Raw genomic sequence first — 12,776 nt, 5'->3', positions numbered from 1 at the left:
TCTACCAACCGTTAAATAGTTTACAATTCAATCATTAGTAGCATTTAATTTTGTAAAGTTCAAGCTACCTAATCCAAGGTAAAAGGTTATACCTTTTAACCTAACAGAGTCTTTTACGCTTACTAATCTGACAACATCCACATTCTTTAAATCATCAGGAAATTCAATATTATGCATATAGGTAAATACTTTTTGTAATAGATGATTTTTAATAGTTGATTCAGAGATTAAAAGTATTGAGATTATCTGCTGTTCCAATCGTACGTTCGATTCTCTTCTTTTTTCAAAAACAAACTTGCCTTTATCTTTAATGATAAGCTTCAAATCATAATAAATATTTAGATGATTGATAAATCCTGTTAAGGATGCACGTTGCCCCCAATGTAGCCAACAAAATTGATCCACAATCATCTGATTAATTTCTTTTTTTTCTAAAATATTGACGAATCTAACAAACATGACCGCAGATGTAATTGCTAATCTTTTGGAATGTAATTGACTGGTTTTTTTATTTATTTTTTCAACATAACTCGTAAAACAATCATAAAATTGATTTGTGATTGAAATTTTTAAAATTTGATTTGCAATTTTTTCTTTAATTAAAAATTCCTCATGATTTCTTGAACCTAGATCATGCATTACCTTTAAAATGAGACTCGTATAATTGACTTTAAATTTCTTCAACTCGTTTTTGACAAGACTACTGCTGGGTAAAATTTTAAATTCAAAATAATATCTGTTCATTTGCTTAAAAACAGGACTAAGCTGCAATACCATTCTAGCAGCGATAATATAGCCTTTCTGCTCACATAAGACGTTTAACACCGCTTCATATAAATTTATTACAACTAAATCAAACTCTTTGACGTACTCTTCCTTTCTTTCAATAAACAGCCTCTTAGCTCCACAGTTTCGACACTCTGTTGTCCAACTACCAGCAGGAATATCTATATGACATATCCGACAGTATTTTTTATTTAAAAAGCATTTTTTACAGAATTTATCTTGTTTTAAATTACACGCATAAATGAAGTTTTTATTTTTACATGAGGAACATTTTTGGTGAAATAATTTTTTGATGCATTGGGAGCAATAGATTTTCTGTGAATCAAATAATGAATAATTATGTATATATCTTTTTTCTTTCCCACATTCATCACATTTTCTAAGTTTCCTAAAAAAAACTGAGCAAGAATTACAAATGATCCCATGTTCTACTAATTTTCCAATTTTTCGTCCAATCCTATTACATCTAATGCATGGTAAAGTCTGAACTAAACAGGCTTGGCAAGTATCATCTTGTTCAAATATCCTTTTATTATTTTGACAGAGATTACATTTTTTTATAATAAATTTTCTTTGATAACAATAGTCACAAAAGACTTTACCAAAATATTTTCGTTTTGGTATATCTAACTCTACCTTACAGCCAAAACAAATTTTTACTTCAATTTCATCAACAATTGATTCCATTTTTCTAATACCTGTTCTTTTGGTAAAGGTTCAACAGTATGAGTAAATTTTTTCTTTATTAGCTCTTTTTTCTTTCTAGGCAATGAAGGTAAGTATTCTAAAAAATCTTTATTAAAACTATATCTATTCATTATTATTCTTGAAGTAAAGCTTTGTTTTGTATATCCAAATTCTTGAAAAAAGAGAGCTAGTTCTATCGCAGATTTATCCTGTATCACTGAGATAATTTTCATTAATTCAAACAACCAGTCGGGGGACATTGTTTCAATATTTTCACTTGATCTACTTTTTTTACTTATTTCAATGCTCAGATCATTGATTAGCCTTATGTCTGAAACAGTTTGAATAGCACAAGCATGATTGAGAAATCTTAATAAAAAATGATATTTATCAAATACTTTATTTACAATTAAATCATTATCGATATATCTGTCACCTACTTTTATATAGCTATTCAATTTCCTTTGAACATTAAAAATTTCATTCGAGGAATTAAAACTGATCTGTAAACTCAAATCATGACCACATCTTACACAATAACGGATATCTAGCCTGTTATATGATAATTTATGTGGGCTAAAAGGTAATGAGCAATCTATGCAAATAGTTTGTAATAGACATCTATGCTGAGGGCAACATACATTCCATGCTAATCTCCATGATTTCTTTAAATATGCCTGTTGATTTAAACAAACAGGACAAAATCGGAGCCCCCCTGTACGATCTAAACTACGAATCCCTAATTTAGTAATCCATCTCCCCTGAGGACTTCGACTATTAATTATATTGTTCTCATTCTTCAATGTTAAAAGTAATAACTGATCCTGTGACATAGTATTAGATAACAATATCTCAAGATATTCAGAATCTATATTTAGATCTAAATCGCTAGTCCAAGGTCTCCAACTTCTCCCCCATATTTTGTGCGTTAAAGTTAAAGGTTCGCATCCTTGAGCAATTGCGGTACGTATTAACCATGAACTTAGTAATTCATCATCATATGGCTCTACAAACCAAAGTTTCATACATTAATACTACGAATTGATCTATAACTTTGATTGGTCTTGCGTTCACGAAAGTGATTGATTATAGAAATATCAATGTTTTCTTTTCCAGAATCGATAGCGTCCTTCGTACAATCCATTAATAACCGAATAATGTCTCCCAAATTCCCACTACTTATTTGATGTATAGCAATTGCTTTTTCTTTATCCGCCAACCCTGAAGGTTGCCTTAAGGGTAATAATTTCTCATAACTTGCTAATAACTTCCTGAAATTACTATCCAATGCCCATGTCGTTAATTCTGCAACATCAAAACGACTCGCATGTTGTTGATCAGAATAAAGTATTTGCACAGCTTCTTGGGTTCCCACACCAACAATGGATAGATTTAACTCATTACTTAAGCTTTTTAAAACATTCATAATCTCACGTTGTTTCAACGGTGTGCCAGTTAAAAAATTATGGATTTCATCAATAATTAGCATACGGATGTGAAACTTTCTAAATAAGTGAACAACTTGCTGTTTCAACTGAATAGCTGGCGACGTGTGTTTAAAAGCTACTAAAAATTGTTCTAGAATAGCAATATAAAGCTTTTTTTCATCAGCACCAATTGGTGCATCTATTAAAAGATGATGCTTCCTCACCTCAATAATTTTATTAAATTGATCTTCAATATTTGTTTGAGGATGTCTTTCTACAAATTTTCTTATGATTGTTGTTTTTCCAATATTAGGCTCACCCACAATTAATAAACTTTGTGGACGAATCCTTATAGGTTGATTTAATAAGTCATCTAGTAAATCTAAAATATTTTTCGCTCTGTCATATCCTATCCACTTATCTGAATAGAGGTACTTCAACCTTTCTTGATTCGACAAAAAAATAATCTGCCGTACACTTTCATGCAAATGCGAAAACTCATTCATATTGTGATACTCACTCAATGTCATTATATGGCTCTATTGATTCATTCCAAAAATCATCTTGTATAACTGGATTCGCTGATTTTAATAATTCAAGTACAGGACTTTTGGAAGAATTAGGTGGTTTTAAAGCCTGCTTATCACGTAATAAATTTTTCTCATGTTGTTTTCTTGCCTTTTTTGTTTTGCTAGAAGCATCTTTAATCATTTCTTTAGATTCCAATATCGCTTGATAAATAAAATCTTGATTAGTTGTATCTTTTAATTGCTCTTGTAGATTTTTTTGCACAATTTCGTATTCTGCAATGCTAATAGGAGGGATCTCTTTTTTTGATGTATATACTTTAAAATATTTTTTTAAATCAGGCTCATAAAACCAGATATAACTGATATCACGAGGATCACGTCTAAATGAAAATTTGCGTTTAACCTTATAATTGTCAGGATCACTACAGCCAATCCATTTTCGTAACACTTCTGAATAATACTGTAATTTATCTAACTCAACCCCATAACGCTGTATTGTCCTTTTAAATTCAGGTAAGAAATCAAGTGCTAAAGTTATTTCATCATTCACTCTTGGCTTTAATCCTGTACCAGCTTGGTCTTTTGTTCCCCATATTCCTTGTTCCCATTTTTTTATTGGGGACATGTTTAAGCTAGAATGAGTTCGTTGGTGATATATTTTTGTCATCCAGAAAATTAACCATTTCTCTAATTCTTTAAGAGTAATGGCAGCTTTTTTCTCTGACTGATAGTTTCCTTTCATTTGTATATTAGAAAAAGTTGTGCCTTCTAAAAGGTGAATTTCATTATTTACAGTGCCAATCAGACGCTCAATATGTCCTCCAAAATTTGCTTTCCCAATTGGTCTGAACTCCCAGTTAATCCCATACTTCAAACAAGATCTTTGCAAGAATTCTGTGCGAAAATCTACACCATTATCGGTATGTATCGTGTCCATTACTCCCCATACATCCCAAGTAGTATTGATATCATGCTCTAAAAGAATGCGATTTTTAGGCAAAATAGAGTTGACAATACATAACCCAACAGATGTTGCACTAGGATGATCCAAGGAAAGGTAAAAACCAACAATCATCCGACTATACACATCAATAGCTAAAGTCAAAAATGGTCTGCCTATTGGTAATCTATGTGTTTCATCAACAACAATAATATCTATGGGTGTATGGTCAATTTGAACAACAGCTAATGGATAATTGGCATTCGGGAAATGCCCTGTGGTTGGTTCAAATTTATCTTTCGCAGCTTTTTTTCCAGCTCGACTTTTTAATACAAGTTGCTCATTAATCTGACGTACTCTATATCTAACTGTATTCGGATGAGGTGGCTCAATATTATTTTTTAGACATAAAGCTTTAACCATTTCAGCTAGACTACTTAATGTAGGCTTTTGTTCTGTTAAATAATAATCTCTAATCGCCTGACGTATGATTTCTTCAGTCGTATCGTTAAGACGACTTTTGGATTCTTTCCAACCTCTTTTATTCGGTAATAAAGCCAATATTGACTTCGACTTTCTATATGCCGATAACCAGTTATAAATAGTTGTATAGTGTAATCCCTCTTGATCAGCTAGTTGTATTACCTCAGCCTTACTCGATTTATCAACAAATTCCTGAATTATGGAATATCGCTTTATGGCAGTTTTCCAATCATCTTCTGATATTTCTGAGTGTTCAATATGGTGATTATCCTGATCAGTTTCTAACTCACTTAAACTTAGCTCATCGATGCGAAGGATTTCAGATTTGAAAGTCTTTAAATGAACTCCGATGACTTCTTCAAAACTTAAAATATCTGAAATTTGGTATTCATTTTTATGATATTGAACAATTGCTCCAACTTTGAGTTGGAGCAGACGCCTATCAAGAGTAATTTGCTCTTTCATCATAAGCCCTCAAAATTTATATAATTTTTCAGATCATTATTTACCCATATCACCGTTGTTGGTTTAAGTGGCTGTGTTAAATCACAACAAATGAATTTCTTTTCAATTAGAAACCAGATATGAGCTATCATTTGTAAAACTTTTTGATCAGATTTATATAGGCTACTTGCTAAGCCATTTACACAATTGACTCCGAATTCTTCCAATCTATCTAGAATCCGAATAGTTTCATCCTTAGGAAAATCTGCATTCTTATAGCGCTTAAGAAACTGAATATTTGCTAATAATTGATCTCTAATGCGTTTTTCATCATAAATTTTAAAATTCCAGCCATGCTCATGAGCATATCCAAGACCAGCTTTTAATTTTGGCTTTAAAATAGTCCAGTCTTTTTTCAATTTCTGTATAGGCTTCACTTCAATTAACAAAGGTGGTTGATAGCATTTAGTTTCATAAAATTGCACTAAAAAATCAGGCGTATACGTTGAAAGATTGTCTAAATTTGTACGATATGGAATTTCTACAGGCTGACTGACAACTTGCATAACATTTACATTAAATTCTAACTTTTGTAATAAATCTCGCTCTAACGTAGATTCAAACCAAATTGTGTCTTCACCTCTAAAAGCATAATAACCTGAGACACTGCCATAAACAGGCTTAGGTTTTCGGACGGGTTTAAAATCATCTTTAATTGGCATTTTGGCTCTCTGCAACTTTGTAGAGTCTAATTTTGGTAATATGCAACTTTGTAGGGTCTAATTTTGTAAAGATTAGAGGCTATTTTTATAAAAAGTGGCATAAAAATCCTAATTTCTAACCTCATAGTAGCTTTTTTTATTGTATTTGACATCAACCTTTAGAAAGTCAGGAAATTGTAATTTCGCGGGCCGCAAGACAAATGACCTTTCCTGCACAATTTCAACTAATCGCTGCCATGAACCCCTGTCCATGTGGCTATGCTTTTAATCAGGACAGTCGTTGTCAATGCTCTGCAGAAGCAATTAAACGTTATCAAAATCGAATTTCAGGGCCACTGTTAGATCGAATTGATTTACATATTGATGTCCCACCACTATCTGCACAAGACTTGCAGACTCAGCAGCGAAGTGAAGATTCTGCAACCGTGCGTAGTCGAGTTCTTGCTGCCTATGAGCAACAGATCACGCGACAAGGTTTTACAAATCAGCACTTATCGCCGCAACAACTCGAACAATATGCGGCTTTATCTCTTGATTCACAAAAAATGTTGGCGATGGCACAGCAACGCTTAAATCTATCTGCACGAGCCTATCATCGGGTCTTGCGTGTAGCGCGTACCATTGCTGACCTAGCACAAAGTGAGCTGATTACTTCGTCTCATCTGTCTGAAGCACTCTCTTACCGAAGCCCATTTCAAGCCTAATTTCCCCCATAAAAAAACCGCATGATCAACATGCGGTTTTTACAGTCTTTACTTCACTCAACTTAGAACGTTTTAGTTAAAGTAAATACTGCACCTGTATCTGTTTCACGTTTAACTGAATTAGGCAAACCAGTCGTGCTGAAGTTATTACCAATTGCATCAAGTTCAGCAGTTAACCCTGGAACTGATTTAAAGCCATAAGTCACACCTGCTTTCCAGTCCACAAAGTCATCACGCTGTTTATCACCATAACCAAAGATATCTTTATCTGCTTTACTATAGCCAGCCCCTAGAACTCCACCAAAACCTTTGGCGATTGGGAATGAGTAACTCGCATTAAAGTTCCAAGCGTTACTACCTGTGTAACCACCCCAGTCATTGGTATAGTTCACATTGGTAAATAAACTGTCGCCATCTAACATAAGGCTAGCAAATGTTAATTTGGCATAAAATTCTGTCCAGTCCCAATCTTTGGTATGGCTTGGATAATTATATTCCACTACACCCAAATCAAGTGTTGGTTTGACTTTATCTGAGAATGGTAAAGTAAATGTAAAACCAACCGATGGGTCTAGTTCTAAATGTGGAACATTATCACCATCAAAATCAACATTTGAAGCAAAAGTAGAAAAATACAAACCGCTAGAATGTGCCAAAGTAAATGATCCTTGAATTGCTGGATCATTTAACGTTTGAGTCATTCCTCGGAAACGATAGTCTGAAGTTAATGCAACATTACCACTAAAGGTTAACCCATATGCTGCTAGCGTATTATCTTCAGCAGCCATAGCTGCTGTTGAAAGTGTTGATGCAAGTAAAGCTGTTGTTAGTAATTTCTTCATCACTCTGTTTCTCCCCAAACAGTGAATTCGATTTTTTTTGGTTATTTCTCTCAACCCACTCAGTATTAGCAATTGCTATGCCAACTTTCCTGATGGATATAAAGGATTATTCACATCCAATTTCCTGTGAATATGCTCACTTTTAGTTCATTCTATAAATTTATCTGTATAAAAAAAGTGCACAAATTTAAATCAAAAAGAATTAAAACAAGCGGCTCAGCAAAATACATATAACATAATATGTTTTATTTGGAAAAGTATATGCCTTAATATTTTTAAATGAAAATGAATATCATTTTACACACTATGAATATAATTTTTAATCTGTTTGTTTTGAGTTTTAAATTTAAAAATATAGATATATTAAAATCATATGAAACTTTAGTTAAAAAAACATGAAATAATATTGATACCTGCAATCTTTTTATTATAGATTAAAGACCACTTTGTAACGATCTGTATCAGGCAGCGTTACGAGTCTTTTTTTATTTTTAGGGGAAACCAATGCTAAAAGCACAGAAGCTCACCTTAGCAGTTTTAATTCAGGCAACTTTAATATCTTCCGCATACGCAAGTGAACAAAGCGAATCTAAAGGCTTTGTTGAAGATGCAACAGCATCAGTTTTACTAAGAAACGGCTTTATCAGCCGCGATAAAAAAAATGTTGCTCCAGGTGATGATACAAGCTCTTGGGTTCAATCTATTATGTTTAATGCTGAGTCTGGCTTTACCAAAGGTACAGTCGGTGTTGCAGTTGGTGTAATTGGTGATTACTCATTTAAATTAGGGCCTAACAAACACTCTGGCAACCAAATGATTCCTTGGGAAAATGACAATCGAAGTGATCCATATAACCAATGGGCACGTGGTGGTGCTTATATTAAAGCACGCGCATCAAATACCACTTTAACTTATGGTACACAAGTTCTTGATATTCCTGTACTCGCGAGCAATACAATACGTATGGTACCTGAATACTTTACAGGTACTTTAATCACGAGCCATGAAATCAAAAACCTAGAAGTAATCGCTGGTAAATTCACCAAAGATCAAATGTCTGACCAAATTGCAACAGACCAAAATAATTTAAAACGTGCCTATGTTTGGGGTGCAAAATATAAATTTAACGATCAACTTTCTGGCTCTTACTACGGTTTGGACAGCAAAGATGCGCTAACTCGCCATTATGCTGATGTAAACTTTAAACAACCATTAAGTGCTGATAGCTCATTGACTTATGACTTAAGCGGCTACCACACAGAGTGGGATAAAGGTGCAAGTGCATCTATTTCAAAATATGATGACACGTCTTCAGATCGTTCAAACAACATTTGGGCGCTTTCTGCAACCTACAACAAAGGCCCTCATACTGTGATGTTGGCTTACCAACAAAGTACTGGTAACTCAGCTTACGATTACGGCGAAAATGCAGATGGTTTCCAAAGTATTTATTTGCCAAACTCATACCTTTCAGACTTTAATGGTCGTGGTGAGAAGTCGTTACAGTTACAATATAATGTTGATTTAGGTGCTTTCGGTGTTCCTGGTCTATCATTTACAACAGCTTATGTATATGGTTGGGATATCAACACATACGCATATAACAATACGGCTAACACAACACGAAATGCTAAAGAAAGTGAATTCTTTAACCAGTTTAAATACACTGTTCAATCTGGTTTTGCTAAAGGTGTGAGCTTACGTCTACGCGAGTCAATCTATCGTAATAGCGACTCTTATGCCGCTATCTATATGCCTGATACCAACGAAACTCGTATCTTCCTAGACATTCCAATTAAATTCTTTTAATCATGACTGATTAATACGAATAAAAAAAACCTACACTTTAAAGTGTAGGTTTTTTTATGCAGCAAAATAAAATTAATTTGCTCATCATAATGAGCAAAAATCATTTATTTTTTAGCAGCTTCAATTGCTTTTACAACTTCAGCTTTTGCAACATCTGCACCTTCCCAACCCGAGATTTTGACCCATTTACCAGGCTCTAAATCTTTGTAATGTGCAAAGAAATGTTCAACTTGGCTGATCAACAATTTTGGAAGATCAGTATATTCTTGAACATCTTTGTACAAAGGAGACAATTTGTCATGTGGTACAGCGATAAGTTTCGCATCAATACCACCGTCATCTTCCATATTCAATTTACCCACTGGGCGACAGCGAATCACAGAACCTGCAGCAACTGGATGTGGAGTTACAACCAATACGTCTAATGGATCACCATCTTCTGACAACGTATTTGGCACATAACCATAGTTTGCTGGGTAGAACATTGCTGTACCCATGAAACGGTCTACAAACAATGCATCAGAATCTTTATCGATTTCGTACTTAATTGGTGCAGCGTTTGCTGGGATTTCAATGATCACATAGATATCATTTGGTGCATCTTTACCAGCAGGGATATTGTTGTAGCTCATGACAATACTCTTTAAATAGAAACAAATTGAAAAAATTGAGTATAGAACTCAAGTTTTATCATGCGCACAATTATACATGTCACATGATTTGATGGGAAAAATATTCAACAGGCTTACAGTAGACGAATGGTAAATATCAACAATAAAATCGGGCAAACCATCGAGAAAAACCACATAATTGAACGTAGCGTTGCCCAATTTGCCAAATAACAAATACCATACAAAACACGAAAAACAATATAAGCGATCCCTAGGGTCATAATCATGGCTTGATTCATCACCATGTATTCAGCCATCAGGACAGAAGCTAAAAATAATGGCAAACTTTCGAAGCTATTTTGCTGAGCTGCATTGGCTCTTGCAGCCAAACCTGTGGTCTTGGCTAAAAATTCACGCGGATTTTGATTATCTTTGAATTTAAATCCACCTGCGGCTTTAGCAATAAAGGCAAATGCATAAGGCAATAAACATGCAGTCAAAATTAGATAAATAACTCCACTGATGCTTTGCATGAATTTTTCTCTTATTGAAATTAGACAAGTCCACATCATAGCATGGCTTTTCCGTGATTTTTTTTGTTAAATATAGAGCTTTCTATTATGCAAATGTGGACACGCGAATGGTCAATCAAGATCAACAAACTCTGTTAGATGCCCTTTCTCAACAAGCCCTCGCCCAAAAGCGTGTTGATCGCATTCTCAAAATTGTTTTGCCGATCATGTCCTTACTGATTACCACCATTTGTGCCAATATGACCTGGCAATCGACGCTCGGTACATTTGTCATGCTCACCATAGCCTTTTATGCTGTTGGCATTAAACGTTGGTCGATTTGGCTCTGGCTCGTTTTAACGGCGTTATACTGCGTCATTGATAATTACCTGACTTTTGGAACATTGCAGCTTAAAAATCTACGTTTGCAAATGGTCGGCATGCTCCCTTTCCTGATCATTATTTATATGGCACGTCCTTATTTAGACAAACTCATGCTGCAACCAAAAAAATAAGACCGAAATTTCGGTCTTATTTTCAACAGGAAAATGCGTTATTTGGTTTTATTACGCAAGTCTTTACGCAAGATTTTACCGACATTCGATTTTGGCAATTCATCCATAAATTCCACATAACGTGGACGTTTATAACCTGTTAAGTTGTCTTTTGCATAAGCCAACAATTCTTCTGTCGTTAGACTTGGATCTTTCTTCACGACAAAGAGTTTTGGCACTTCACCTGATTTCTCATCTGGTACGCCAATCGCAGCGACTTCCAAAACTTTTGGATGTTTGGCAACAACTTCCTCGATTTCAGCAGGATAAACGTTAAAACCTGATACCAAAATCATGTCTTTTTTACGATCCACGATTTTAATAAAACCGCGATCATTCATCACACCAATATCACCAGTACGGAAGAAGCCATCTGCTGTCATGGTTTTTGCCGTTTCATCTGGGCGGTTCCAATAGCCCTTCATGACCTGTGGGCCACGAATCGAAATCTCGCCTTGTTCACCCAATGCAACTTGGTTGCCATCATCATCTAAAATTGCCACCTCAGTTGCAGGTAATGGAATCCCGATTGTTCCACTGAACTCTGAAGATGCAGGCGGGTTAAAGGTTGCCACTGGAGAAGTTTCAGACAAACCATACCCTTCATGGATAATGATTCCTGTCAACTTTTTCCATGCTTCCGCAGTCGAAGGCAACACTGCCATACCGCCACCTAGCGCCAGTTTCATTTGGCTATGATCGAGCTGACGGAAACCATCATTATTCACTAGAGCATTAAACAAGGTATTTACCGCAGGGAAAATCGTGGGTTTGAACTTGGCAAGTTCTTTAGTAAGCGCTGGTAAATCACGTGGGTTTGGAATCAGTAAGTTACTGAAACCTTTATACATACCGTAAAGTTCGCATACAGTAAACGCAAAGATATGATAGAGCGGCAAAGCACACACCAGGCGCTCAACTTCTTGTGAATCCTTGCCAAATTTACTTTGGAACATGGTGTCACATTGCAGCATATTTGCAATCAGGTTACGATGCGTTAGCTCTGCACCTTTCGACACCCCTGTTGTACCACCTGTATATTGCAATACAGCAGTATCGCTCATGGTCACGATTGGACGCTTATATTGGCCTGGGCTGACTTTATGCAATGCCGTATTAAAACGCACATGACCTGGAATATCCCAGTCAGGAATTTGTTTACGCACTTTACGTAAAACAAAGTTGACCAAGTTACCTTTCACGAGTCCCAACATATCGCCAACCGATGCCACAACCACATGTTTGACTGGTGTATGACCAATAATTTTTTGATAAACCGAAGCAAAGTTTTCAATAATCACCAAAACTTCTGCACCAGCATCATTCAGTTGGTGCTCAAGTTCGCGTGCGGTATACAGTGGATTGACATTCACTAGAATCAATCCTGCACGGAAAATCCCTAAACTGACAATCGGGTATTGAAAGACGTTCGGCATCATCACTGCAACGCGTGAACCTTTCGCCAAACCTAAACTTTGTAAATAACATGCAAACTTCTTACTCTCACGCTCAACATCAGCATAAGTAATGGTTTTATCCATGAAAATAAAAGCATCTCGAGAACCGTATTTTTGAAAATTACGTTCAAAAATATCAATTAAGGAAGTATTTTCGGATGGCAATTCAACCGTTTCGGGAATACCTGTTTTTTTGTATTCATTAATCCAAATTTTTTCCATAATGCTTTTAATCTCCAATCTGTAATCCTATCTGATCGCGTTGTAT

11 protein-coding genes and 1 pseudogene are annotated in these 12,776 nt (G+C 35.1%); 3 read left to right on the top strand and 9 right to left on the bottom strand.

The features are described 5' to 3' along the window. Positions 1–27: 27 nt before the first annotated feature. Genes C1A47_RS10655 through C1A47_RS10635 form a run of 5 tightly spaced genes read right to left on the bottom strand, consistent with a single transcriptional unit; the run spans position 28 to position 6,019 of the window. Positions 28–1,473, bottom strand: coding sequence for a hypothetical protein (locus C1A47_RS10655; RefSeq protein ID WP_111895018.1), 1,446 nt, complete (start codon positions 1,471–1,473; stop codon positions 28–30). Next, positions 1,443–2,498 carry a TniQ family protein gene (locus C1A47_RS10650; RefSeq protein WP_111895017.1) on the bottom strand — a complete coding sequence of 352 codons (1,056 nt, stop codon included), beginning with the start codon at positions 2,496–2,498 and terminating at the stop codon, positions 1,443–1,445. Before C1A47_RS10650 ends, C1A47_RS10655 begins: the two co-directional genes overlap by 31 nt. Continuing rightward, complete coding sequence (locus C1A47_RS10645; protein ID WP_111895079.1) at positions 2,495–3,406, bottom strand: TniB family NTP-binding protein; 912 nt, start codon at positions 3,404–3,406, stop codon at positions 2,495–2,497. The genes C1A47_RS10650 and C1A47_RS10645 overlap by 4 nt, the downstream gene beginning before the upstream one ends. A 10-nt stretch (positions 3,407–3,416) precedes the next feature. Continuing rightward, positions 3,417–5,321, bottom strand: a complete 1,905-nt coding sequence (locus tag C1A47_RS10640) for a Mu transposase C-terminal domain-containing protein (RefSeq protein WP_227539770.1) — start codon at positions 5,319–5,321, stop codon at positions 3,417–3,419. After that, complete coding sequence (locus tag C1A47_RS10635) at positions 5,318–6,019, bottom strand: heteromeric transposase endonuclease subunit TnsA (RefSeq protein WP_005291218.1); 702 nt, start codon at positions 6,017–6,019, stop codon at positions 5,318–5,320. Before C1A47_RS10635 ends, C1A47_RS10640 begins: the two co-directional genes overlap by 4 nt. A gap of 152 nt (positions 6,020–6,171) precedes the next feature. On the opposite strand from C1A47_RS10635, the pseudogene C1A47_RS10630 reads away from it, so the two are divergent. Further along, positions 6,172–6,723: pseudogene (locus C1A47_RS10630) on the top strand (ATP-binding protein); the annotation flags it as partial. Between the two features lie 62 nt (positions 6,724–6,785). Here C1A47_RS10630 and C1A47_RS10625 read toward each other — a convergent pair. Next, complete coding sequence (locus C1A47_RS10625) at positions 6,786–7,565, bottom strand: TorF family putative porin (protein WP_111895015.1); 780 nt, start codon at positions 7,563–7,565, stop codon at positions 6,786–6,788. A gap of 504 nt (positions 7,566–8,069) precedes the next feature. Here C1A47_RS10625 and C1A47_RS10620 point away from each other — a divergent pair. Then, positions 8,070–9,374, top strand: a complete 1,305-nt coding sequence (locus tag C1A47_RS10620; RefSeq protein WP_111895014.1) for an OprD family outer membrane porin — start codon at positions 8,070–8,072, stop codon at positions 9,372–9,374. A gap of 104 nt (positions 9,375–9,478) precedes the next feature. Here the strand turns inward: C1A47_RS10620 and ppa are convergent, their stop codons facing one another. Together ppa and C1A47_RS10610 are read right to left on the bottom strand one after the other, a co-directional pair. Next, positions 9,479–10,006 carry an inorganic diphosphatase gene (ppa, locus tag C1A47_RS10615; RefSeq protein ID WP_111895013.1) on the bottom strand — a complete coding sequence of 176 codons (528 nt, stop codon included), beginning with the start codon at positions 10,004–10,006 and terminating at the stop codon, positions 9,479–9,481. A gap of 113 nt (positions 10,007–10,119) precedes the next feature. Then, positions 10,120–10,518 (bottom strand): MAPEG family protein, encoded by a 399-nt coding sequence (locus C1A47_RS10610; RefSeq protein ID WP_111895012.1) that lies wholly within the window; start codon positions 10,516–10,518, stop codon positions 10,120–10,122. Between the two features lie 107 nt (positions 10,519–10,625). Here C1A47_RS10610 and C1A47_RS10605 point away from each other — a divergent pair, with 107 nt between their 5' ends. After that, complete coding sequence (locus C1A47_RS10605) at positions 10,626–11,012, top strand: hypothetical protein (RefSeq protein WP_111895011.1); 387 nt, start codon at positions 10,626–10,628, stop codon at positions 11,010–11,012. Positions 11,013–11,050: 38 nt separating this feature from the next. Here the strand turns inward: C1A47_RS10605 and C1A47_RS10600 are convergent, their stop codons facing one another. Next, positions 11,051–12,730 (bottom strand): AMP-binding protein, encoded by a 1,680-nt coding sequence (locus tag C1A47_RS10600; RefSeq protein WP_111895010.1) that lies wholly within the window; start codon positions 12,728–12,730, stop codon positions 11,051–11,053. Between the last annotated feature and the right edge of the window lie 46 nt (positions 12,731–12,776).

This window comes from Acinetobacter sp. MB5 (assembly GCF_003261585.1).
Lineage (GTDB): Bacteria > Pseudomonadota > Gammaproteobacteria > Pseudomonadales > Moraxellaceae > Acinetobacter.
The sequence above is the reverse complement of the archived record's forward strand: the minus strand, read 5'-3'. Positions and strand labels throughout refer to the sequence as shown.

Coding starts and splice junctions, on each gene's coding strand:
- C1A47_RS10655 (WP_111895018.1), bottom strand. CDS start 1,473: ATGGAATCAATTGTTGATGAAATTGAAGTAAAAATTTGTTTTGGCTGT.
- C1A47_RS10650 (WP_111895017.1), bottom strand. CDS start 2,498: ATGAAACTTTGGTTTGTAGAGCCATATGATGATGAATTACTAAGTTCA.
- C1A47_RS10645 (WP_111895079.1), bottom strand. CDS start 3,406: ATGAATGAGTTTTCGCATTTGCATGAAAGTGTACGGCAGATTATTTTT.
- C1A47_RS10640 (WP_227539770.1), bottom strand. CDS start 5,321: ATGATGAAAGAGCAAATTACTCTTGATAGGCGTCTGCTCCAACTCAAA.
- C1A47_RS10635 (WP_005291218.1), bottom strand. CDS start 6,019: ATGCCAATTAAAGATGATTTTAAACCCGTCCGAAAACCTAAGCCTGTT.
- C1A47_RS10625 (WP_111895015.1), bottom strand. CDS start 7,565: ATGAAGAAATTACTAACAACAGCTTTACTTGCATCAACACTTTCAACA.
- C1A47_RS10620 (WP_111895014.1), top strand. CDS start 8,070: ATGCTAAAAGCACAGAAGCTCACCTTAGCAGTTTTAATTCAGGCAACT.
- ppa (WP_111895013.1), bottom strand. CDS start 10,006: ATGAGCTACAACAATATCCCTGCTGGTAAAGATGCACCAAATGATATC.
- C1A47_RS10610 (WP_111895012.1), bottom strand. CDS start 10,518: ATGCAAAGCATCAGTGGAGTTATTTATCTAATTTTGACTGCATGTTTA.
- C1A47_RS10605 (WP_111895011.1), top strand. CDS start 10,626: ATGGTCAATCAAGATCAACAAACTCTGTTAGATGCCCTTTCTCAACAA.
- C1A47_RS10600 (WP_111895010.1), bottom strand. CDS start 12,730: ATGGAAAAAATTTGGATTAATGAATACAAAAAAACAGGTATTCCCGAA.